General features: G+C 72.0%; 23 protein-coding genes. 12 read left to right on the top strand and 11 right to left on the bottom strand.

The window, feature by feature from the left end:
- Positions 1–99 precede the first annotated feature (99 nt).
- Together VB738_RS14485 and VB738_RS14480 are read left to right on the top strand one after the other, a co-directional pair.
- Positions 100–1,674 carry a hypothetical protein gene (locus VB738_RS14485; RefSeq protein WP_323306414.1) on the top strand — a complete coding sequence of 525 codons (1,575 nt, stop codon included), beginning with the start codon at positions 100–102 and terminating at the stop codon, positions 1,672–1,674.
- Positions 1,675–1,720: 46 nt separating this feature from the next.
- Positions 1,721–2,182 carry a DUF4231 domain-containing protein gene (locus VB738_RS14480; RefSeq protein WP_323306413.1) on the top strand — a complete coding sequence of 154 codons (462 nt, stop codon included), beginning with the start codon at positions 1,721–1,723 and terminating at the stop codon, positions 2,180–2,182.
- 31 nt (positions 2,183–2,213) lie between these two features.
- Here the strand turns inward: VB738_RS14480 and VB738_RS14475 are convergent, their stop codons facing one another.
- The gene (locus VB738_RS14475; protein WP_323306412.1) at positions 2,214–2,642 is read right to left on the bottom strand and encodes a hypothetical protein; all 429 of its coding nucleotides are present in this window, start codon (positions 2,640–2,642) and stop codon (positions 2,214–2,216) included.
- Between the two features lie 92 nt (positions 2,643–2,734).
- On the opposite strand from VB738_RS14475, the gene VB738_RS14470 reads away from it, so the two are divergent.
- Complete coding sequence (locus VB738_RS14470; RefSeq protein WP_323306411.1) at positions 2,735–3,712, top strand: class I SAM-dependent methyltransferase; 978 nt, start codon at positions 2,735–2,737, stop codon at positions 3,710–3,712.
- Between the two features lie 31 nt (positions 3,713–3,743).
- On the opposite strand, the gene VB738_RS14465 is transcribed toward VB738_RS14470, so the two are convergent.
- Positions 3,744–4,751 carry a zinc-binding alcohol dehydrogenase family protein gene (locus VB738_RS14465; protein WP_323306410.1) on the bottom strand — a complete coding sequence of 336 codons (1,008 nt, stop codon included), beginning with the start codon at positions 4,749–4,751 and terminating at the stop codon, positions 3,744–3,746.
- A gap of 10 nt (positions 4,752–4,761) precedes the next feature.
- Positions 4,762–5,190: a hypothetical protein gene (locus VB738_RS14460; RefSeq protein ID WP_323306409.1), complete on the bottom strand. Its 429-nt coding sequence runs from the start codon at positions 5,188–5,190 to the stop codon at positions 4,762–4,764.
- Positions 5,191–5,248: 58 nt separating this feature from the next.
- Between VB738_RS14460 and VB738_RS14455 the strand changes: the two genes are divergently transcribed.
- A complete protein-coding gene (locus VB738_RS14455) occupies positions 5,249–7,360 on the top strand; it encodes a bifunctional aldolase/short-chain dehydrogenase (protein WP_323306408.1) in 2,112 nt (703 codons plus the stop codon).
- 25 nt (positions 7,361–7,385) lie between these two features.
- Here VB738_RS14455 and VB738_RS14450 read toward each other — a convergent pair whose 3' ends face one another.
- Entirely contained in the window at positions 7,386–8,810 is a 1,425-nt protein-coding gene (locus VB738_RS14450) for a sodium/glutamate symporter (RefSeq protein ID WP_323306407.1), read from the bottom strand.
- Positions 8,807–10,708: an alpha/beta hydrolase family protein gene (locus VB738_RS14445; protein WP_323306406.1), complete on the bottom strand. Its 1,902-nt coding sequence runs from the start codon at positions 10,706–10,708 to the stop codon at positions 8,807–8,809. Before VB738_RS14445 ends, VB738_RS14450 begins: the two co-directional genes overlap by 4 nt.
- An 86-nt stretch (positions 10,709–10,794) precedes the next feature.
- Between VB738_RS14445 and def the strand changes: the two genes are divergently transcribed.
- The 4 genes from def (at position 10,795) to rpsU (ending at position 12,727) form a co-directional block, all read left to right on the top strand.
- Complete coding sequence (gene def, locus VB738_RS14440; protein WP_323306405.1) at positions 10,795–11,400, top strand: peptide deformylase; 606 nt, start codon at positions 10,795–10,797, stop codon at positions 11,398–11,400.
- A 5-nt stretch (positions 11,401–11,405) separates the two neighbouring features.
- Positions 11,406–11,603: a hypothetical protein gene (locus VB738_RS14435; protein WP_015109112.1), complete on the top strand. Its 198-nt coding sequence runs from the start codon at positions 11,406–11,408 to the stop codon at positions 11,601–11,603.
- 139 nt (positions 11,604–11,742) lie between these two features.
- Entirely contained in the window at positions 11,743–12,495 is a 753-nt protein-coding gene (locus VB738_RS14430; RefSeq protein WP_416233186.1) for a DUF3747 domain-containing protein, read from the top strand.
- 61 nt (positions 12,496–12,556) lie between these two features.
- Positions 12,557–12,727, top strand: a complete 171-nt coding sequence (gene rpsU / locus VB738_RS14425) for a 30S ribosomal protein S21 (protein WP_006172073.1) — start codon at positions 12,557–12,559, stop codon at positions 12,725–12,727.
- A 302-nt stretch (positions 12,728–13,029) separates the two neighbouring features.
- On the opposite strand, the gene VB738_RS14420 is transcribed toward rpsU, so the two are convergent.
- On the bottom strand, positions 13,030–14,568 hold the full coding sequence (locus tag VB738_RS14420; protein ID WP_323306403.1) for a YifB family Mg chelatase-like AAA ATPase: 1,539 nt from the start codon (positions 14,566–14,568) through the stop codon (positions 13,030–13,032).
- A gap of 56 nt (positions 14,569–14,624) precedes the next feature.
- Here VB738_RS14420 and VB738_RS14415 point away from each other — a divergent pair, with 56 nt between their 5' ends.
- The 3 genes from VB738_RS14415 (at position 14,625) to VB738_RS14405 (ending at position 17,284) form a co-directional block, all read left to right on the top strand.
- Positions 14,625–14,969 (top strand): histidine triad nucleotide-binding protein, encoded by a 345-nt coding sequence (locus VB738_RS14415; RefSeq protein WP_254990207.1) that lies wholly within the window; start codon positions 14,625–14,627, stop codon positions 14,967–14,969.
- Positions 14,970–15,039: 70 nt separating this feature from the next.
- Positions 15,040–17,061 carry an ABC transporter ATP-binding protein/permease gene (locus VB738_RS14410; RefSeq protein ID WP_323306402.1) on the top strand — a complete coding sequence of 674 codons (2,022 nt, stop codon included), beginning with the start codon at positions 15,040–15,042 and terminating at the stop codon, positions 17,059–17,061.
- Between the two features lie 4 nt (positions 17,062–17,065).
- Positions 17,066–17,284 carry a chlorophyll a/b-binding protein gene (locus tag VB738_RS14405; protein WP_323306401.1) on the top strand — a complete coding sequence of 73 codons (219 nt, stop codon included), beginning with the start codon at positions 17,066–17,068 and terminating at the stop codon, positions 17,282–17,284.
- Here VB738_RS14405 and VB738_RS14400 read toward each other — a convergent pair whose 3' ends face one another.
- The 4 genes from VB738_RS14400 to psbX form a co-directional block, all read right to left on the bottom strand.
- Entirely contained in the window at positions 17,285–17,767 is a 483-nt protein-coding gene (locus VB738_RS14400) for a hypothetical protein (protein ID WP_416233188.1), read from the bottom strand.
- A 20-nt stretch (positions 17,768–17,787) separates the two neighbouring features.
- Positions 17,788–18,324, bottom strand: a complete 537-nt coding sequence (locus VB738_RS14395) for a Tol biopolymer transporter periplasmic protein (RefSeq protein WP_323306399.1) — start codon at positions 18,322–18,324, stop codon at positions 17,788–17,790.
- Between the two features lie 40 nt (positions 18,325–18,364).
- The gene (locus tag VB738_RS14390; protein ID WP_323306398.1) at positions 18,365–19,339 is read right to left on the bottom strand and encodes a Ycf66 family protein; all 975 of its coding nucleotides are present in this window, start codon (positions 19,337–19,339) and stop codon (positions 18,365–18,367) included.
- A 79-nt stretch (positions 19,340–19,418) separates the two neighbouring features.
- Positions 19,419–19,541 (bottom strand): photosystem II reaction center X protein, encoded by a 123-nt coding sequence (gene psbX / locus VB738_RS14385; RefSeq protein ID WP_323306397.1) that lies wholly within the window; start codon positions 19,539–19,541, stop codon positions 19,419–19,421.
- 85 nt (positions 19,542–19,626) lie between these two features.
- Between psbX and VB738_RS14380 the strand changes: the two genes are divergently transcribed.
- Positions 19,627–19,956, top strand: a complete 330-nt coding sequence (locus VB738_RS14380) for a YggT family protein (protein WP_323306396.1) — start codon at positions 19,627–19,629, stop codon at positions 19,954–19,956.
- A 12-nt stretch (positions 19,957–19,968) separates the two neighbouring features.
- Here VB738_RS14380 and accC read toward each other — a convergent pair whose 3' ends face one another.
- Entirely contained in the window at positions 19,969–21,318 is a 1,350-nt protein-coding gene (accC, locus tag VB738_RS14375) for an acetyl-CoA carboxylase biotin carboxylase subunit (protein ID WP_323306395.1), read from the bottom strand.
- Positions 21,319–21,384 lie beyond the last annotated feature (66 nt).

Below are 21,384 nucleotides of genomic sequence, written 5' to 3'. Positions count from 1 at the left end.
ATACCTCAAACGAGGCGATTGTCCTGGCTTTTCATGACGATTCCTGCCAGATGCGGCCGGAAGAATTAGATCCGGCCTGATGAAGTCTGACTTCCTTCGGTGGCCACGCCGCTTCCAAGCCTGATCACGCTCACCCTTCTGTTGGCGCTGCCGCTCACCCTGGCGCTGTCGATGGGGATTGGCTGGCGTTATCGCGCCGGCGTGCGTCGCCTGATGCGGCTGGCGCCGCTGCCCAGCGAAGCCATCGGTGTGGATTCCGGTGACACTCCTTGTGCGGCGCGGCGTCAGCCGGCAAGGGTGCCGCCGATCAGGCGAGAACGACCTCTGGTGCTGTCCTTGGGGGCGTTGAGTCTGCTGGTTGGTTTCACCTCCGCCACGCTCTTCCTTCTGGTGCACTTCGGCAGTCTTGCGCCTCTGCGCCTGCTGATCCTGTCCCTGGTGATGGCCACGCCGGGGCTGGTGCTGCAGGTTCAGATCCTTCGCTGGCCCTTCCCAAGGCAGCTCCTGGCACTGGGCGGATGGGGACTGGCCTTGCTGTTGCTGGTGAGGCTGTCTTCGGCCGCTTCCGGAGAGGAACAGGCTGGCCTGGTCGTGCCCCAGCTGCTCGGCCCGCTGATCGTGCTGGGCCTCCTGTTCGGTATCCCCCGCCTTCGGGCCATCGCCCCGTTCCTGTTGCCGCCCGTTGTGTTGCTGGTGCTGCTGGCGGTTCTCGGCCAGCAGCTGCTGGCGGCTTTGGTGGCCCAGGGGCCAGGGGGTGTGCTCGGCGTTCTGCTGGCGTTGGTCGGGGCCTGGGGAACCCTCCTGCTGTTCACTGTGCTGCCCATCGCCATCGCCCTGCTGCCGGCCCATGCCCTCACGGCGGCGCTGGGACGGCTGTACCGGGCCAAGGCGTTCTCGGATCTTTCCTACCTGTTCGGGGCCAGCTGGTTCCTGATCCTGCTCCTGCAGGTGCTGCCAGGGTGGAATGCCCTGGCCGGTGGGGGGGATCCCCTGGATCCTCGGCCTCTGCTGCCCATGCTGGCCTGGTTGTGGATTCCGCTGTTCTTTGCCGGTGGTTGGAGGCGTTCTGCGGCTCCGGCGGTCACGGAGCCGCCCACCCTGCTGGTGCTGCGGGTGTTCCGCCGCTCGGGCCCGGTGGGCTGGCTGTTCGACCATGTGGTGCAGCGTTGGCGGGCGGTCGGGCCGGTGCTGCTGATTTCGGCAGCGGATCTGGCGTCCCGCACGATCGAACCCGACGAACTGGTGTCTTTCCTTGAAGGGCGATTGCGGGATCGCTACATCCTGGAGGCCGAGGATCTGCACCGTCAGCTGGCCGCGATCGACGCCAGCCCCGACCATGACGGTCGCTACAGGGTGACGGATTTCTGTTGCTATGCCAGCAGCTGGAAGCAGACGCTCGATGCCCTGCTGGATCGAGCCTCCTCCGTTCTGATGGATCTGCGGGGATTCCAGGCCCGTAACCAGGGTTGTCTGTACGAACTGGGTCGCATCAGTCAGGCGAGCCATCTCTCCGCCGTGGTGCTGCTGACGGACGATCAGACCGACCGGGCCGCGGCAGAGCATGCCCTTCAGACTCGCCCTGACTGCCCTCCTGTGCAATGGGTGGAGGCACCCAGGCCAAGGGTCGCTGGGGTTGATCTGCTGCTGGATCGTTTACTGGCCTCAGGACGTTGAGGCGCACAGGTTCTGCTTGAGTTGGGCCACCGTCCGAAGACTCCCCATGCCTGCACTGGATCGGGACACCTATCTGTCCAGCAGAGTTGATGAGCAGCTCAACTGGCTCAGCCGTGCCAGCCGAACCAACAAGCGGGTGTTTCTCAGTTTGCGGATCTTCGAGATCCTTCTGGGTACCTCCATCACGATCTTCAGCCCCTATGCGGCCAGAGTGGCGTGGGCACCGTTGGCGATCGCTGTGGCGGGCGGCGGTATCGCCCTTTCGGGGGGATGGCTGGCCCTCAGCCGCACGCAGGAGAACTGGGTGCGTTACCGCAGCCTCAGTGAGTCGCTCAAACGCGAGAAGTTCCTGTTCCTGACGGGCAGCCCGCCGTATGACAGGCACCAGACCTCCTTCCCCCAGTTCGTCACGGCCACCGAGGCCCTGATGATCGAGGAACGGGGTGGCTGGGCCCGGCAGATCTCCCAGCAGGCAGAGCCTGGAGAGGCCGTCTCCCCGAAGGATTGAGCGCCGCTGACGAGGGCCGTTCCCCCGTTCTTCAGAGCCCTTCGAAACGGACGTTGAGGTTGAGCTGGTTGGGGCCGATGGCGGTGGCCTGGAGCACCAGGGCGGCGGCTTTGCCGTCAGCGGTGCCATCCACCTTGGTGCCCGCCGGGGGATCGAGCACCAGGTTGAAACCCCAGGGGCCCACCACCGTGTTCACCTTGCGCTCGCTGTAGCCCTGCTTGGCCAGCGATGCCTTCACCTTGGCGAGCAGCTCGTCCGGCTTGCCGGGCAGCTGGGTGTTGAGGCTGGTCTGGCCGATCGCATTGGCGGCGAAGAGGCTGGCGGCCGGCTTGGGCAGTGGCAATGACAGGCCCTTGAGCAGCGATCCCGCCGGAGTGGCCAGGGCGGCCCCGCCGGCCAGGGCGCCGGCTGCCACCAGCAGGGAGGTGGAGAGGGCCAGCAGACGGGGACGCCAGTGCATGGGTTGTTGGCAGGGTCGCTGGGACGTTACCCCGATTCAGCCGGGCTGGCTGCGGCGAGAATGCAGTCCCTTGCCGCCGCCGCTCCGCCGCCATGGCCCAGGCCCAGCCCGCCGCTCCGGCCCTGACCGCCGCCGCCCCGCCCCCCAACTGGGTGGCCTCGCGTCACCCCCTCGGCTGGCTGATCGACCGGCTGCTGGCGGTCGAGCCCCTGCGGCGGCTGCTGTTCCTGCAGGCCCGCCAGCTGATCATCCGCACCGCCGAGCGCCGCGGCATCGCCTGGCGGGCCCGACGCGAGGAGCTGGTGCGGCAGGCCCAGCCGCTGCTGGCCAGCAGCACCGCCGCGGCCACCGAGGCCCCGCCCTACTACCGGGCCCGGTTCCACGCCTACCAGGAGGGCAACCTCTGCTGGCAGGCGGCTGGCGAGGCGGAGCAGGCCACCGATGCCATGGCCCTGCGGGTGTGGACGGGGGAAACCCTGGAGCCCCAGGACGCCCAGCGGCGGCTGCGGGAGGCGATCTTCGCGGCGATCGAGCCCAGCCTCACCGGCCCGGTGCGCAACGCCCTCGACATCGGCTGCTCGGTGGGCGTCGGCACCCTGGCCCTCAAGGACTGGCTGGAGCGGCGCGAGGGCACAGGCGTTGCGGTCGACGGCCTCGACCTCTCCCCCCAGATGCTGGCGGTGGCCAGGGTCCGTGATTCTGGCGGGCGCATCCGCCGCTGGCACCACGCCGCCGCCGAAGCCACCGGCCTGCCGGCCGCCAGCGTCGATCTGATCACCCTCCAGTTCGTGTGCCATGAGCTGCCCATGGAGGCCACCCGGGCGGTGCTGCGGGAGGCGGCCCGCCTGCTGCGGCCCGGCGGGGTGGTGGCCCTGGTGGATCAGGACCCCGATTCAGCCGTGATCCGCCGCCTGCCGGCGCCGATCGCCACCCTGCTCAAGAGCACCGAGCCCTACCTGGCGGACTACTTCAGCCTCGATCTGCCCCGGGCCCTGGAGCAGGCCGGCTTCCGCGAGGTGCGCCGCGAGGCCTGCGACCCCCGCCACCGGGTGCTGGTGGCCATGCGCTGAGGGCCCAGAGCGCGGCGGGCCACCTTGGCGCTCAGCCCCAGCCCGCCAGGGCGATCTTGCCGATCGTGCTCCCCGTGGCGAGCTGGGCGTGGGCGATCCCCAGGTTGGCGGCGTTGATGGGGCGGAGGGTGCGGCCCAGGGTGGGGCGCAGCTCGCCGGCCTCCAGCAGCGCGGCCAGCCGGTCGAGGATCTCCCCCTGCCGGCCCATGTCGGGGGTCTGGAACTGGGAGCGGCTGAACATGAACTCCCAGGCGAAGGTCACGCTCTTGGCCTTGAGCCGGTTGAGGTCGAGGGGCTGGCGGTTGCCCACGATCGCCACGATCGACCCCAGCGGGGCGATGAGCTCGGCCATCACCTCCCAGTAGGCGTCGGTGTCGCTGAAGTTGGCGATGTGATCCACCACCTCGAAGCCCAGGGCGACCAGCTGGGGGGCCAGGGGCTGGTGGTGGTCGACGACGTGGTCGGCCCCCAGCTCCAGCACCCAGGCGGCGCTCTCGGGCCGCGAGGCGCTGGCGATCACCATGGCCCCGGCCCGGCGGGCCAACTGGATGGCGATCGAGCCCACCCCGCCGGCGCCGCCGAGGATCAGCAGGCTGGGACCCTTGCCGCCCCCGCCGCCGGCCGCACCAGCGTCCGGGTCGAGCCCGAGCCGCTCGAACAGGGCCTCCCAGGCCGTCAGGCCCGTCAGCGGTACGGAGGCGGCCTCGGCCCAGGAGAGCCGCGCCGGCCGGCGGCCCACCAGCCGTTCGTCCACCAGTACGGCCTCGGCGTTGCAGCCTGCCCGTCCCGCATCGCCGGCGAACATCACCGCCTCCCCCACCCGGAAGCGGCCCACCCGCTCCCCGGTCGCCGCCACCACCCCGGCGGCATCCCAGCCCAGCTGCCGGGGAGGATCCCCGTCGCCCACAGCGGCCCGCAGCTTGGTGTCGACCGGGTTCACCGCCACCGCCTCGATCCGCACCAGCAGGTCGTGGGGGCCGGGGACGGGCTCCGGCAGCTCCGTGTCCACCAGGGCCGGGGTGGCGAGGATCGCTCTCATGGCGGCGGGCTCAGTAGCGGCAGTAGCCCACCTCCCCCTTCAGGGGCGGTTTGCAGGGGAAGCGCAGCGGCACGAAGATCCGGTTGCCGTTGGCCTCGTTGGTGAGGGTGATGTTGCCCTGCACGAACAGCTCCCGGCGCCAGATCCCCCCCAGCCGATCGCGCAGCAGGTCGCTGCCGCTGGCGTCCTTGCCCTTGCCGGACATCTCCCGGTAGGTCATGCCCTGGCCGTCCTTCCAGCGGATCTTGAGGCCGCCGGGGATCTGCTCATCGACGCAGGCCAGGGGCTTGTCGTTGTATTCACAGTCCTTCCAGCCGTCGCGGGGGATCTGGGGCGGGATCGCCTGGGCTTGGGCGGGGGCCGCCACCGCCAACAGCAGGGGTAGCCACGCCAGGCAGGCCCACGACCTCAGAACCTGCTGGCGGCAGCGGATGGACACGGGCAGCCCCTGGAGGATCGCTCCCCGTAGTCTCCCCCCAGAGTCCCCGTTTCGCCCCATGGCCGTGCAACATCGCTGGTCGGATGCCGCCGCCCGCGACGCCATCGCCCGCTACGGCGAACAGGGCGTGAACGTAGACCTGGCCCTGCGCACCTACTCGGCCCGGCTGCTGGGGGCCGACCCCGAGCTGGTGCTGCACGGCGGCGGCAACACCTCGGTGAAGACCACCGTGCATGGGCTGCTGGGCGAGCCGATCCGGGTGCTGTGCGTCAAGGGATCGGGCTGGGACCTGGGCACGATCGAACCGCCGGGCCATCCGGCGGTGCGGCTGGAGCCCCTGCAGGCCCTGCGGGTCCTCGAGTCCCTCAGCGATGAGGCGATGGTGGCGGCCCAGCGCCAGAACCTGATCGATCCGGCCGCCCCCAACCCCTCGGTGGAGGCGCTGCTGCACGCCTTCCTGCCCCACACGTTTGTGGATCACACCCACTCGATCGCCCTGCTGGCCCTGGCCGACCAGCCCGATGCGGCCGAGGTGTGCCGGGAGGTCTACGGCGATCGGGTGGCCCTGGTGCCCTATGTGATGCCCGGTTTCGCCCTGGCCAAGGCGGCGGCCCTGGCCTATGAGGCCGCGACGGCCGGCGGCAACGAACCCGAGGGCATGGTGCTGCTGCAGCACGGCCTGTTCTCCTTCGGGGCCACGGCCGAGCAGAGCTACGACCGGATGGTCGACCTGGTGCGGCGGGCCGAGGAGCGCCTGGCCCGGGGCGAGCGCTCGCTCCATGCGGTGGCCGTGCCGGAGCGCCCCGCCCCTGCGGCGGCGGTGCTGCCGGTGCTGCGGGGCGCCCTGGGCCGGGCCGCCGTCGCCGCCGGCGTTCGTCCCCACTGGATCCTGGCGCTGCGCGACACCCCCCTGGCCCGCGCCATCAGCGACGACGCCCGTTTGGGCGACTGGGCCGGCCGCGGCGTCGCCACCCCCGACCACGTCATCCGCACCAAGGCCCGGCCCCTGGTGCTGCCGCCCCTGCCGGCCGGCGGCGACGGCCCGGCCCTGTCCGCCTGGGGCCAGGCCCTGGAGCAGGCCCTGGAGGCCTACGCGGCCGAGTATCGCGCCTACTTCCAGCGCCAGAACGCCGCCGCCGGGGGCGTCAAGACGGCGCTCGATCCCCTGCCGCGGGTGGCGGCGATCCCGGGTCTGGGGCTGGTCGGCATCGGCAAGTCGGCCGGCGAGGCGGCCACCGTGGCCGACATCGCCGAGGCCTGGGCCCAGACCCTGCTGGCGGCCGAGGCCATCGGCCGCTACGCGCCCGTGGGCGAGGCCGACACCTTCGCCATGGAGTACTGGAGCCTGGAGCAGGCCAAGCTCGGCAAGGCGGCCGAGAAGCCCCTGGCCCGCCTGGTGGTGCTGGTCACCGGCGGCGCCGGCGCCATCGGTGCCGCCACCGCCCGGGCCTTCGCCGCCGCCGGGGCCGATGTGGCCGTGCTCGATCTCGACCAGGAGGCGGCCGAAGCGGTGGCGGCCTCCTGCGGCAAGCGGGCCCTCGCCGCCACCTGCGATGTCACCGATCCGGCGGCGGTGCAGGCCGCCCTCGCGGCGGTGGCGGCCCACTTCGGCGGCCTCGACATCGTCGTGAGCAATGCCGGCGCCGCCTGGACCGGCCCGATGGCCACCCTGGCCGACGCCGACCTGCGGGCCAGCTTCGAGCTCAACTTCTTCGCCCACCAGAACGTGGCTCAGGCGGCCCTGGCGGTGTTCCGCGCCCAGGACCGCCCCGAGGGCGGCGGCCGCCCGGTGCTGGGCGGCCAGCTGCTGTTCAACGTCAGCAAGCAGGCCCTCAACCCCGGCCCCAACTTCGGCGCCTACGGCATCAGCAAGGCGGCCCTGCTGGCCCTGGTGCGGCAGTACGCCCTCGAGGAAGGCGAGGCCGCCGTGCGGGTGAACGCCATCAACGCCGACCGCATCCGCTCCGGCCTGCTCGACGACACGATGATCAAAGAGCGCTCCGCCGCCCGCGGCCTCAGCGAGGAGCTCTACATGGCCGGCAACCTGCTGGGGGCCGAGGTGCGCGCCAGCGATGTGGCCGACGCCTTTGTGGCCCTGGCCCGCATGGAGCGCACCACCGGTGCTGTGCTCACCGTCGATGGCGGCAACGTGGCGGCGATGGTCAGATAAGCGCCCCTATTGGGGCGACGGTGCGTTAGGCGGCCGCCCGGGCGCGCGACGCCAGCCATAGGCCCAGGCCGCTCCAGAGCACCACCAACCCCAGGCAGAGGCCGGTCCAGGCCGGCAGGCCCCAGCCGTCCACCACCAGGGGCGCCACCACGGTGATCACGCCCCCGGCCAGCAGCGGCTGGAGCAGCAGCTGTTTGATCGAGAAGGCCGTCACCGCCTGGCTGCGGTCGCCCGGGTCGGCCATGCGCAGCAGCAGCAGGCCGCTGGCGGCCACCCCCGTGGCCTGGCCGAACTCGATGATCGCCCGCTCGAACCAGTCGGGCGGCAGGATCCGCGGCGCCAGCAGCAGGATCACCCCCAGGTTCCACAGCAGACCCACCAGGGCCAGCACCGTCAGGGGGATCCAGTCGTGGGCCAGCAGGCTCAGGTCCAGGCAGGCGGTGGCGGCGGTGATCAGCAGATCGGCGGAGATCGTGCCGGTCTGGCCCTGGATGGCGGTCGAGACCCACTGGGTCTGGCCACTTTTCTCCAGGATCAGCCGCACCAGCAGCGAGCCCACCAGGGCCAGGGGGAACACCGGCAGGGCGTCGATCACCAGGGCGAAGACCCCGCCGCTGGCGTCGGCGACGAGCCGCAGGGCCGCCAGCGCCCCGCAGCCGAACAGCACCGCCACTCCCGCCAGGGCCAGGTTGACGGCCCAGTCGGCGAGCTGGCGCCAGAGCGCCGGCACCTCCACCGTGCCGGCCTCCAGGGGGAGGTCCATCGGCACCTCCTGCAGCGGCTGGGTCTCCTCTTCGACGATCGCCAGCGCTTCCTCGATCGGCAGCGCTTCGGGGAACATCAGCCAGCCCCGGGCCCGGGCCAGCACCACCAGCAGGCCGCCCACCACCGTGGACACCAGCAGCCCGACGGTGGCCATGGCCAGCCCCAGGGCCTGGGCCCCCTCCAGCCCCAGCCGCTCGTAGGTGGGCCCCATGGCGGCGGCCGAGCCATGGCCCCCCTCGTAGGCCACCTCGATCAGGCAGGCCATCACCGGGCTCACCCCCAGCCAGGGCTGCAGCACCAGCAGCACCGCCAGCCCCGCCACCAGGAACTGGCCGAAGGCCAGGGTGAGGGCCAGCAGCACCTGGGCCGAGAGCGGGCGCCACAGGCCCCCCAGCTTCGGCAGCGGCTTGCCCAGTAGCAGGGTGGCGAACACCAGGGTGAGCAGGGGCAGGGGCAGCTGGTCCCAGAGGTCGATCACCCGCTGGGGCAGCAGGGGCAGCAGCCCGGCCGGGGCCACCACCAGCCCCAGCCCTCCGGCCAGCAGGGCCTCCGGCAGCCCCCAGCGCTTCATGCCCAGCAGGCCGCCGAGGCCGGCGCCGACCAGCAGCAGCGCCGTGAGGGCGGCCAGGGCCAGGGCCAGCCACTCCACCCGATCCACCACCCCCGGCACCAGCGAAGCGATCACAGGCGGAAGTGGCGGCGGAAGAAGGCTTCGGTGGCCTCGAGCACCGCGGTGCGCACCCCGCTGTCACGGAAGCCGTGGCCCTCCCCGGGGATCAGGTGCAGCTCCGTCTCCAATCCGCGTCGCCTGAGCGCCTCCACCATCCGCTCACTCTGACTCGCCGGCACCACCCGGTCGTCGAGGCCATGGAAGAACAGCACCGGCACCGTGATCCGGTCCGCATGCCGCAGGGGCGAGCGTTCCTCGTAGCGGGCCCGGGCCCCGGGCCAGGGGCCGATCAGGGTCTCGGTGTAGCGGGCCTCGAAGCGGTGATCCACCCCGAGCAGGGCCTCCGGATCGGTCACCGGGTAGCGGACGGCGCCGGCCTTGAACACGTCGGTGAAGCACAGGGCGGCCAGCACGGTGAAGCCCCCGGCACTGCCGCCCTCGAAGGCCACCCGGGCCGGGTCGGCCTTGCCCGCCGCCACCAGGGCCCGGGCGGCGGCGGCGCAGTCGGCCACATCCACCACGCCCCACTGGCCGTCGAGCCGCTGCCGGTAGGCCCGCCCGAAGCCGGTGGAGCCGCCGTAGTTGACGTCCACCACGCCCCAGCCGCGGCTGGTCCAGAACTGGATGGCCAGGTTGAGCCCGGTGCCGGCCATCGCGGTGGGGCCGCTGTGGCCCTTCACCAGCAGGGGGGCGTCGGCGCGGCTGCCGTCCCGGGGCGGGTAGTACCAGGCCTGGGTGGGCGCCCCCCCATGGCCGTCGAACCAGAGGGGCTCCGGGTGGCTGATCGCCCCGGCCGCCAGCGGCGCCGGCGCGGCCGGCGTGTGCCGCCAGGTGCCGCTGGCCGCGTCCAGCTCCAGCAGCCCCGGGCCGATGGCGGGGGCGGCGGCCACCGCCACCAGCCGGCCGGCTTCGGCGCTCAGGGCCGCCAGGTCGCTGAAGGGCAGGGGGATCGGCTCCCAGGGGCCGCCGTCGAGGCCCAGCCGGCCCAGCTGCCAGCGCCCCTGGCGGCAGACCGCCGCCAGCAGCCGCGAGCCGTCCCAGGCCAGGGTGCGCAGGCCGTACACCCACTGCGGCGTGCCGAACTCCGCCTCCATGGGACACAGCGGCTGCCAGCGGGGCGGGGTGTCCGCCTCCAGGGCGGCCGCGTCCGCCAGCCGTTCCAGGTTCCACCAGCCGCTGCGGTCGTTGGCCACCACCAGGGAGCCGTCGTCGAGCCAGAGGGGCTGGAACACCGAGATCCCCTGGGGATCCCCGGCCGCCGAGCCGGCGATGGGCCGGACCTGGTGCAGCTGCCCCGCGGCGTCGATGGCGGCCAGCCAGAGCTGGCTGCGCTCCCAGGGCATGAACGGCTGCTCCCAGCTCACCCAGGCCAGGTGGCCGCCGTCCGGCGCCAGCACGGCGTAGCCGCAGAAGTCGGCCGGCTGGTGCAGCAGCTCCGGCTCACCCCCCGCCAGGGGCACGGCCACCAGCCGGTCGAGGCCGTCCTGCTCCATCACCCCGATCCAGCGCCGCCGCCGCCGGTCGATCAGGCCATCGGCGAAGGCCCGTGGCCGCTCCGGCTCGGGCGGGGCGGTGAGCCGCCGGGGCGCGCCGGCAGGGGTGGGTGTCTGGTCTGCGCTGGATGCGTTGGGACCGGTCAGGTCGAGCCGCCACAGGCAGCGGTCGCCGTCGTCGACGAACACCACCAGATCGCCCGCCACCGCATAGGCGGCCCCGCCGTAGTCGTGCACGCGGGTGCGCAGGTTCCAGGGCCCCGGGGTCAGGTCCACGGCGAGTGCGCCGGCCTCACCCCGCCCCATCAAGTTGGTGCGTCCCCGCTCGTCGGGTCGCTGCTGCAGCCAGAACAGCCGCCCCCCGTCCAGCCGCGGTTCGGCGACGCCGGCTGCCCGGCCCACCGCCAGCTCGGCGGGCAAGGGCTCCGTGTCCCGCCATGGCTGCGCCCCCACCCGAGTCCTCCGCAGGCTGCTTCTAGAATCCGACCATCGTTTCAGGTGACGACTTGGCCCGCAGCTTCGCCCAGATGGCACGGTCGGCCGAACAGGGCGGTAACTCCGTGCTGGTGCCGAAGGTGCCGGTGGAGCGGCCGCCCCTGGAGATCCACAAGCTGGGCTCGAAGGAGCTGCGGGCCCCGGCCCGCCGGATCAGCAAGGTGGATGCCTCGATCCGCGATCTAGCCCGCGACATGCTGCGCAGCATGTACACCGCCAAGGGGATCGGCCTGGCGGCCCCCCAGGTGGGCGTGCATCGCCAGCTGCTGGTGATCGATCTGGATCTGGAGGAAGCTGCCACCCCCCCGCTGGTGCTGATCAACCCGGAGATCACCGCCGCCGGGGCCTCCTTCAACACCTACGAGGAGGGCTGCCTGAGCATCCCCGGGGTCTACCTCGATGTGGTGCGACCGTCGGTGGTGGAGGTGAGCTTCCGCGACGAGACGGGCCGCCCCCGCCGCCTCAAGGCCGACGGCCTGCTGGCCCGCTGCATCCAGCACGAGATGGACCATCTCCATGGTGTGCTGTTCGTCGATCGGGTCACCGACGAGCTCAGCCTCAACGAGGGCCTGCAGCAGCAGGGCTTCCGCCGCTCCGACGTCCAGTCGATCCGCTGATTGCCATGCCGATGAAACCCCTGGCCGGCCTCTTCCTCGGCCTGGCCTGCCTGCTTGGCATCGCCGCCACCGGATCGATCTTCGAGCTCTCCTACGGCGACCCTGATCTGGGCGTCCAGGCCACCCGCTGGATCCTGGCCGGCAGTCTGCCGGGCACGGTGCTGGCCCTGCTGGTGGCGATCCGGATCAACAAGCCCGCCTGAACACGGCGACCGCTCCGGACCCCGCGGAGATCGCCTCGGAGCCCTTGCTCCCCCTCGGCCGGCCCGACAACCGGCCGGCCGATTGGGACACACGGGCTGGTTTCCGGTGGTTGCCGTTCATACGATTCAGGCCGCTTCGATGAACGCCGTGACCCTCCCCGTGCTTCCCCGCGCAGGCCTGGCGGCCCTGACGGTGCTGGCGACCTCCCTGGCCACCGCCTCCCCCGCCCCGGTTCGCGCCTCCGCCCTGTTCGCCGCCGCCGAGGTGGACCAGCAGAACTTCCTGATGGTGGCGGCCCCCATCGGCACCCGGGGCGAGAAGGCCCAGCTCAACATCTACGAGCAGCTCAAGCCGGTGCGCCCCTGTTTCGAGGTGGGCGAGGGTCTGCCGTCCCCGGTGAACCCCCTGCTGGCCACCTTCGATTTCACCGGCATCTGCAGCCGTTACATCGACGCCAACGGCTACTCGGTGCGGGTGGGCGGCCAGGACCTGGCCACCTCCTACCGGCTGATGGTCACCCGCAGCGGTGGCGACATGTTGCTGCTGGCCTTCCCCACCAGGGCCGGGGCCGGCCCTGAGATGGTGGTGGCCCGCACCCGGGGCAGTGCCCCCGGCTTCCTCAAGCTCCACCTGGAGCCCGGCTGGCGGCTGATGCGGCGTCAGTTCGGCGGCCGCAACCTCGGCCACCTCTATGTCTACGCCGACAGCTGGCCGGGGACGGCGGCCACCGCCGCCCAGCCGGCCCCGATCGATCCCGCCCAGCCGGCCCAGCCCGCTGCCGCCACGGATGCACCGGCCCAGCCCACGGCCGTGGAACCGGCCAGGGAATCGGCTCCCGCCGCCGCCCAGCAGCCCGTGGCGCCGCCGGCCATTCCCGCCACCAAGCTCTGAGGCGGGGGCCCGAAGCTCCGCTTGCTAGGGTGCAACGCTGCGAACGTCTCAGCAGTACTTCATGACCCAGGTCACCGTCGGCGAAAACGAAGGCATCGAATCGGCCCTGCGCCGTTTCAAGCGCCAGGTGTCCAAAGCGGGCATCTTTGCCGATCTGAAGCGGCTGCGCCACCACGAAACCCCCACCGAGAAGTACAAGCGCAAGGCCCAGCAGCGCCGCCGTCGCCGCTGAGCCTCGTTTCGGCGGCACCGCTTCAGGTGCTTCTACCTGTTGCCCTGACCTCCGCCCGCCTCCAGGCTGGAGGGGCCATCGCAGCAGGGTCCATGGGCCATCCGGTCGCCTCCATCACAGGCCATGCACGGTCTGCCTCAGCACTTGAGCGTTTCGGCCACTGGTTGGCCGAGACCATCAACCACGCCTGGGGCAATCCAGGTGAGGAAGCCCAGCATCGACCACCCCTGATCGGTGTGCAGCCCTACAGCGACAGCCCCCAGCGCCGCCGGCGCCGCTGACGATCGCGTCGATCCGGTCCCTCAGTCGATCCGGTCGAAGGAGCGGTAGCTGAGGGCCTCGGCGATGGCGCCGCTGGCCACTCGCTCCTCTTCGGCCAGATCGGCGATCGTGCGGGCCACCCGCAGCACCCGCTCCGCCCCCCTGGCGGAGAGGCGCCGCTGGTTGATGGCCCGCTCCCACAGCGCCAGGGCCTCGGGCGCCGGATCCACCACCGCGGCCAGGGACGGTCCATCCAGCTGGCCGTTGGCGGCCCCCTGCGGGTTGCGCTTGCCCATCCGTCGGCGTGCCGCCGCCACCCGTTGGGCCACCACCGCACTGGTTTCGCCGCCCGGGGCTCCCTGCTGCGGGGCCTCCCGGTAGGCTCCGCCCAGCTCCCGGGCCTCCGGGCGGCGCATCACCACCTGCAGGTCGATCCGGTCGAGCAAGGGCCCGGAGAGACGCCCCCAGTGACGGCGCCGCTGGGCTTCACCGCAGCGGCAGCTCTGGCTGGGGTCGCCATACCAGCCGCAGGGACAGGGGTTGGTGGCCGCCACCAGCAGCACGCGGCTGGGGAAGCGGCAGCGCTGCCGGGCCCGGCTGATCCACAGTTCCCCCTCCTCCAGGGGCTGGCGCAGCTGGTCGAGCACCTCACGGCGGAACTCCGCCAGCTCATCGAGGAACAGGACGCCGTGGTGGGCCAGGCTCAGCTCTCCGGGCCGGGGAAGGGCGCCGCCACCGATCAGGGCGGCGGCGGAGCAGCCGTGGTGGGGGCTGCGGAAAGGGCGCTGGCGTCGCAGGCCGGCCCCTTCCCCCAGCAGCCCGGCCAGGGAGTGGAGCTGGGTGACCTCCAGGGCCTCCTGGTGCACCAGGGGGGGCAGCAGCGCCGGCAGCCGCCGGGCCAGCATCGTCTTGCCGCTGCCGGGCGCCCCCACCAGCAGCAGGTGGTGGCCGCCGGCCGCGGCGATCTCCAGGGCCCGCCGGCCATGGGCCTGGCCCCGCACCTCGACCAGGTCGGGAGCGGCCACCGCCGGCTCCGGCGCGAGCGCCGCTGCGGGCGCCGCGGCGGAGCCAGGATCCCGCAGCAGGGTCACCACCTCCCCCAGATGCTCGGCCCCCCAGACGGGCAGCCCCTCCACCAGGGCGGCCTCGGTGGCGTTGGCCGCCGGCACCACCAGGGCCCGGGCCCCGTGCCGCCGCGCCGCCAGGGCCAGGGCCAGGACGCCCCGGATCGGCCGCAGCCGGCCATCGAGGCCCAGCTCCCCCGCGCTCCAGATCCCCTCCACCTGGGCGGCAGCCAGCTGCTGGCTGGCCACCAGCAGCCCCAGGGCGATGGGCAGATCGAAGCCGGGGCCCGCCTTGGGCAGGTCGGCGGGGGCCAGGTTCACCACCACCCGGGTGAGGGGCACCCGCAGGCCGCCGTTGCGCAGGGCCCCCCGCACCCGCTCCCGCGATTCCTGGGCCGCCGCATCCGCCAGACCCACCACCCGCAGCCCCGGCAGCCCCGGCGCCATGTCCACCTCCACCGTCACCGGCAGGGCCTCGAAGCCCCGCAGGGCCCCACTGCTGCACCGTGCCAACATCCCCTTGGAGCCCACTGCCCGTTCAGTGCCACCTCCCGACCACCCCCCGGCGTCCCATGGCCAGCAGCGACACCATCTTCGGCCGCATCCTGCGCGGCGAGATTCCCTGCCAGGAGGTCTATGCCGACGACCTCTGCCTCGCCTTCCGGGATGTGAACCCCCAGGCGCCGGTGCACGTGCTGGTGATCCCCCGCGAGCCGATCGCCCAGCTGGGCGAGGCCACCGACGCGCACCAGGCCCTGCTGGGCCACCTGCTGCTGGTGGCGGCCAAGGTGGCCCGGCTGGAGGGGCTCGAGAGCTGGCGGACGGTGATCAACAGCGGCGCCGAAGCCGGCCAGACCGTGTTCCACCTGCACCTGCACGTGATCGGCGGCCGCCCGCTGGCCTGGCCGCCGGGCTGATCACCGGCTGCACACCGCGGCCGCGGCCGGGTGGGGCCGGCGGTGAGAATGGCGCGATCCGCCCACGCCCATGTCCCCCCTGAAGGCCCTTCGCGAGCAGCTGGGCAAGCTGCAGCGCCTGGCCCAGCCCTACTTCCTGCCCCTCGACGAAGGCGGCGGAGGCAGCGGCCAGTTCCTGCTCCTGGTGGTGGCCCTGCTGGCGGTGGTGGTGGGCTTCACCCTGCTGCTGCTCACCGGCGTGGTGGCAGCGGCCGGGGCCTGGATCCCCGAGCTGCGCAGCCGCTTCCTGCCCGGGGTGCCCGAGAAGGTGGCCGCGGTCTGGAGCGGGCCGATCGGCCTCGTGATCATGGTGCTGTTCGCCGCCGGCGTGGGCGCCTTCGTCAGCCTGCGGGCCAAGCTGCGCCAGGGGCGCTGGCTGCCCTGGCTGCTGCTGGGCATCATCGCCCTGCTGATCCTGGTGATCAACGGCATCAACGTCGGCATCAGCTTCATTGCCCGGAACATCGAGAACGCCCTGGTGGCGTACAAGGCGGAGGAGTTCTGGAAGATCGTCGCGATCTACGCCTTCTGCCTGGTGCTGGCCCTGCCGATCCGCGCCATCCAGAGCTACCTGATTCCCAAGCTGGGTCTGCTTTGGCGCGAGTGGCTCAGCGGCCGCATGCTGGGCCGCTATCTCACCAACCGGGCCTACTACGTTCTCAATCCCAACGATGAAAGTGTTGAGGAGATCGACAACCCCGACCAGCGGATCTCCCAGGATGCGGCCAGCTTCACCGCCACCAGCCTGAGTGTGACGGTGGAGATCATCTCCGCCCTGCTCACCTTCTTCAGCTTCATCATCGTTCTCTGGAGCATCAACCAGACTCTGGCCTTATGGCTGCTCGGCTATTCGGTGGGCGGCACCGCCCTGATCGTGTTCGCCAGCCGCAAGCTGGTGAACCTCAACTATCAGCAGCTGAAGCTGGAGGCCGACTTCCGCTACGGCCTGGTCCACATCCGCGACAACGCCGAATCGATCGCGTTTTATCGGGGCGAGCGCCAGGAGCAGAAGGAGGGGGAACGGCGACTTGATGGGGTGATCGTCAACTACAACCGCCTGATCATCTGGGAGGCGCTGATCAGCGTCATCCAGCGCTCCTACGACTACTTCTCCCGTTTCCTGCCCTGGCTGGTGATCGCGCCGATCTACTTCGCCAAGGAGGTGGATTTCGGTGTCTTCGGGCAGGCCAGCATCGCCTTCTCCCAGGTGCTGTTCTCGGTCAGCTACATCGTCAACAACATCGACCGGCTGGCCGCCTTCTCCGCTTCCATCAGTCGTCTCGAGGGCTTCCAGGGCAAGGTGGAGTCCATCAGTGCCGAGATGGCGGAGTTCGTCGCTGCCGAGCAGGCCTCCGCCGGTGGGGCCATGGGGGCGGGCGCCGGTGCCGTGCGTCCCGAATCGATCCTGGTGAGCCATGTGGATCTGGTGCCGCCCCGCACCAACCGCCTGTTGCTGCGCGACCTCAGTCTGGAGGTGACCGCCAACCAGCGGCTGCTGGTGGTGGGCCCCTCGGGCTGCGGTAAGACCTCCTTCCTGCGGCTGGTGAGCGGCCTCTGGCCCCCTTCCGCCGGCCGCGTGCAGCGGCCGCCGGTGGGTGAGCTGATGTTCATCCCCCAGAAGCCCTACATGCTGCTGGGCAGCCTGCGGGAGCAGCTCTGCTACCCCCAGCCCACCGACCGCTTCAGCGACGAGCAGCTGCGCCATGTGCTTGAGGAGGTGCGTCTGCCCGAACTGGTGCACCGCTATCCCGACCTCGACATCAAGCAGGACTGGCCCCGCCTGCTTTCCTTGGGCGAGCAGCAGCGCCTGGCCTTCGCCCGGCTGCTGCTCAACTCACCCCGGTTCGTGGTGCTCGACGAGGCCACCAGCGCCCTCGACGTGGCCACGGAGAAGGCGCTCTACGAACTGCTGGTGCAGCGGGAGATGGCCTTTGTGAGCGTCGGCCACAGGCCCACCCTCACCGCCTACCACGACACGGTGCTCGAGCTCGACGGCAACGCCGGCTGGCGCCTGCTTCCGGCGGCCGGCTATACCTTTGGCCGCGAGGACTGATCCGATGAGCGACCCTTCCGCCACTCCATCAGCCGACGCCCCACCGGCCGCTCCGATCCCGCCCGCCACCAGCGCCACCACCTCCGAGGTGCCCGCCTTCGGCTGGAGCGGCTACGCCGAGCGGGTCAACGGCCGGTTCGCCATGCTCGGCTTCGCCGCCGTGCTGCTGATCGAGGCCCTCAGCCACGACACCTTCCTGCACTGGGCCGGCCTGGTTCCCTGATCAGGGCACGGCGATCAGGTCCACCTGCCACTGGCCCTGGCGGCTCACCTCCACCGCCAGCTCGCGGCCGTCGGCCCTCAGGGCCACCCGCCGGGGCACGCCGGGGGGCTGAAGCGGCACCGGCTGCAGGGCCATCAGGTTGCGGCGGTAGAGCACCAGCTCCGTGCGCCCCTCCAGCTGGCGCACCAGGGCCAGCCGCTCACCGCGGCCATCCACCGCCACGCTCAGGGGCTGGGCGTCGGGCCGCTCCAGGCCCGGCAGGGGCACCGGCTGCTGGCGCTGCAGGTCCACCAGCTGCACCCGGTCACGGCCGCCCTGGCTGACGATCAGGGCCAGCCAGTCGCCCGCCAGCGAGGGGCCCCGGGCGGGGCCGGCGGCCTCGAGGCGCTGGTTGAGCCCCACCAGCGGCTGGGGGAGGGGACCCAGACAGCCCGCCAGCAGCACCGGCAGGACCGCCGTGACCGCCACCGCCGCCCCCTGCATCGGCCTGCGGGCCCCCGCCGTCAAGGGGGGGCACCAGGCGTGCCCCGTACGGGCAGACCGGCGGGCAGGTCCGGCTCCAGCAGGGCGGTGAGGTCGTACAGCTGAACGCGGGAGCGGCCCTCCCCCTCGGAGGCGATGGCGAGCCGCCGGCCATCAGGTGCCAGGCTGAGGCTATTGGGCACCAGGCCGCCCGGCAGCGGCAGGCGATGCAGCCGCCCGGTGGCCCGATCCTCGATGACCACCCGTCGATCCGGGCCCTCCTGAACCAGCAGGGCCAGGTAGCGGCCGTTCCAGCTCAGGGACGGGGAGCGATGGGGCTGCTGCCGTTGCAGGTGACGCAGGGGCAGCACCGTGCCGGAGGGTTGCTCCTGGAGCAGCACGGTGTCGCGGCCATCGCGGCGCACCACGCTGGCCAGGACGCGGCCGTTGCCACTGAGGGCCGGATCCTGGCGGTCGGCACTGCCCCAGCCCACCGGCCCGGCGCTGCGGCGCCCCCAGCCCCAGCTGCCGCAGCCGGAAAGGAGCAGGGCCAGCAGCGCCACCGCCAGCAGCTGCACACCGGAACCAGCCGGGCGCCGCAGCCGGCGGGGCCGTGGCTCAGTCGTCGAAACGGGAGCTGTTGTCCCTAGCCGCAGGGGGGCGGGCGGGGGGCTCGGTCGCCGGCGGGCGGTTCTCCGGGGCCGCAGGCCGGGGCCGGCCGCTGGCCATCGGCGAGAAGTCGGCATCACTGACGTCATCGGCGGCGCCGCTGCGGGAGCTGGGGCGGATCGGGGTGCCCATGGGTGTGCCCGGAGGACCGGCGGCCGCGGGGCCGGGCTCACGGCCCGTCGGGGCGGTGCCCCGGCGGGTGGAGCGGGGCACCGTGTCGGCCCCCGCCACCGGGCGGGAACCTCGGCGGGGTTCCGGGGCGCTGTCGCGGTCACGGCGACGGGCGCCGAAATCACTGCTGGCGGAGCGGCCCTGGCCCCCGGCGGTGTAGCGGCCGGCGATCCCGTCGGGGCGATCGTCGAGGGGAGGGCGTTCCGGGCGGCCGGAGGGGCGCTCGACCCTGGGGTTGTCCCAGCCGTCGGGCTCGTCGCGGCGGCTGGCGGCCCGCTCGGGGATGGCGGCCCGGCTGGGCCGGCGCGGCCGGTAGAAGTCGTCCTCGGGTTCTTCGCGGGAGGGGATGCGGCGCCGCAGGGGCTCCGGCTCATCAAACCGGTCGGGTTCCTCGTCCCAGCTGCGGCCGCCGCCGAGGCCACCGCGGGGCCGGAAGGGGGCGGCAGGTTCCTCGTCGTCGAAGTAGGAGGAGCGACGGGCCTGCTCGGTGGTCACCCCCCGCAGCCGCACGCTCTCGTAGGCGAAGAAGACCGTGGTGCCGGCCAGCAGGAACTGGCCGAACTGCAGGATCGGATCCAGGCGCCAGCCCTGGAAGAAGAGGATGCCGCCGCAGAGCAGGCCGATGGCGGCGAAAAACACGTCGTAGTCCCGGGCCAGGGCCGGCTTGAAGCTCCTCATGAAATAGAGGAAGGCTCCACCGACCGCCAGGACGATGCCGACGATGCTGGCCCAGTTGAGGCTGGCGTTGACCACGGCGGTTCACCCGGGCGACGGGCCCCACTCTAAGGACCGCGCCCGCCGTGTCATCGGCAGGCGCCGGGGGGCCGTCGGCTCAGAGGCGCCGGTCGAGCTGGTCGTTCTGGCTGATCAGCACCAGGGCGATGGAGATGGGGATGACCACGATGACCGCGCCCCAGGCGAGGCTGCTGAGGAAGTTGGCGAGGGAAGGGGTCATGGCAGGGGTTCGCTCCGGACAGCTCGGCGGATCCTAGGCAGGGAGGGTGGCTTCCTACGATCAGGCTTCCGACGCTTAGAGCTTTGTGACGGCCCCGGCCCTTTCCGCACTGGCCCCCCTGCCCCTGCTGCACCTGACCCTGGGGCTGGTCCTGGCGGGCTGGACCCTGCTGTTCCTGTTCCGCATCGTCCTCACCTGGTACCCCGGCGTCGACCTCACCAAGGGGGTGATGCGGGTGGTGGGTGCGCCCACCGAGCCCGTTCTGGCCCTCACCCGCCGCCTGATCCAGCCCATCGGCGGCGTCGACGTGACCCCGGTGGTCTGGGTGGGGCTGGTCAGCCTGCTGCGGGAGCTGCTGGTGGGTCAGCAGGGGCTGGTCACCCTGGCCCTGCTGCGCAGCCAGGCCGTCGGCTGAGCTGGGGCCCGCTCAGCGGTTCAACATCTCCTCCTCGACGAACTTGGTCCAGACCTCACCACGCTGGAACTCCTGGCGATCCAGCAGGGCGAGGTGGAACTCGATGGTGGTGGGGATGCCCGTCACGGCACATTCCGACAGGGCCCGGCGCATGCGCCGGATCGCATGGTCTCGGTCGACGCCCCAGACGATCAGCTTGCCGATCAGGGAGTCGTAGAACGGCGGGATCTCGTAGCCCGTGTAGACGTGGCTGTCGATGCGCACCCCCGGTCCGCCGGGGGGCAGCCAGCCGGTGATCTTGCCCGGGGCCGGGCGGAAGTTGTGGCGCGGATCCTCGGCGTTGATGCGGCACTCGATGGCGTGGCCGGTGATGTGGATCTGGTCCTGGCGGACGGAGATCGGCTCGCCGCCGGCGATCCGCAGCTGCTCGGCGATCAGGTCGATGCCCGTCACCATCTCCGTGACGGGATGCTCCACCTGGATGCGGGTGTTCATCTCCATGAAGTAGAAGGCGCCGCTGCGGTCGACCAGGAATTCGACCGTGCCGGCGCCCTCGTAGTCGATGCTGCGGGCCGCCGCCACCGCCGCCTCGCCCATGCGACGGCGCAGTTCGGGATCGAGGCCTGGGCTGGGGGCCTCCTCCAGGAGCTTCTGGTGGCGGCGCTGGATCGAGCAGTCGCGCTCCCCCAGGTGCACCACGTTGCCGTGGCGGTCGGCCAGCACCTGCACTTCCACGTGCCGGGGCCGGTCGATGAATTTCTCCATGTAAAGGCCCGGGTTGCCGAAGGCGGCTTCCGCCTCCCCCTGGGCGGCCCGGAACAGGGTCTCGAGCTGGTCGGCCTCCGGCACCAGGCGCATGCCCCGGCCGCCGCCACCGGCGGTGGCCTTGATCATCACCGGGTAGCCCATGGTCGCGGCGAGGGTGGCCGCTTCGGCGGGATCCTCCAGCAGCCCCTCGCTGCCCGGGATCGTGGGGACTCCCACCCGCTGCATGGTGATTTTGGCCGTCGACTTGTCGCCCATGGCCAGGATCGAGGCCGGCGAGGGGCCCACGAAGATGAGGCCGTGGTCGAGGCACTTCTCGGCGAAGTCGGCGTTCTCTGCCAGGAAGCCGTAGCCGGGGTGGATGGCATCGGCCCCTCGGGAGGTGGCGGCGGCCAGAATGTTGGGAACGTTGAGGTAGCTGCGGCTGCTGGGGGCCTCGCCCACGCAGACCGCCTCATCGGCCAGCTGCACGTGCAGGGCGTTCTTGTCCACGGTGCTGTAGACGGCCACCGTGGCGATGCCGAGCTCCCGGCAGCTGCGCAGGATGCGGAGGGCGATTTCGCCGCGGTTGGCGATCAGCAGTTTGCCGATGGGCATCCGTGCAGGTCCGGGCGATGGGGCTGGCGGGGGTGCGGCCGTGCCGGGGCGGACTGTATCAGTGCT

This window comes from Cyanobium gracile UHCC 0139, assembly GCF_034931325.1.
Classification (GTDB): Bacteria; Cyanobacteriota; Cyanobacteriia; order PCC-6307; family Cyanobiaceae; genus Cyanobium; species Cyanobium gracile_B.
Note: the sequence above shows the minus strand (reverse complement) of the source record. Positions and strands in the feature narration are given on the sequence as shown.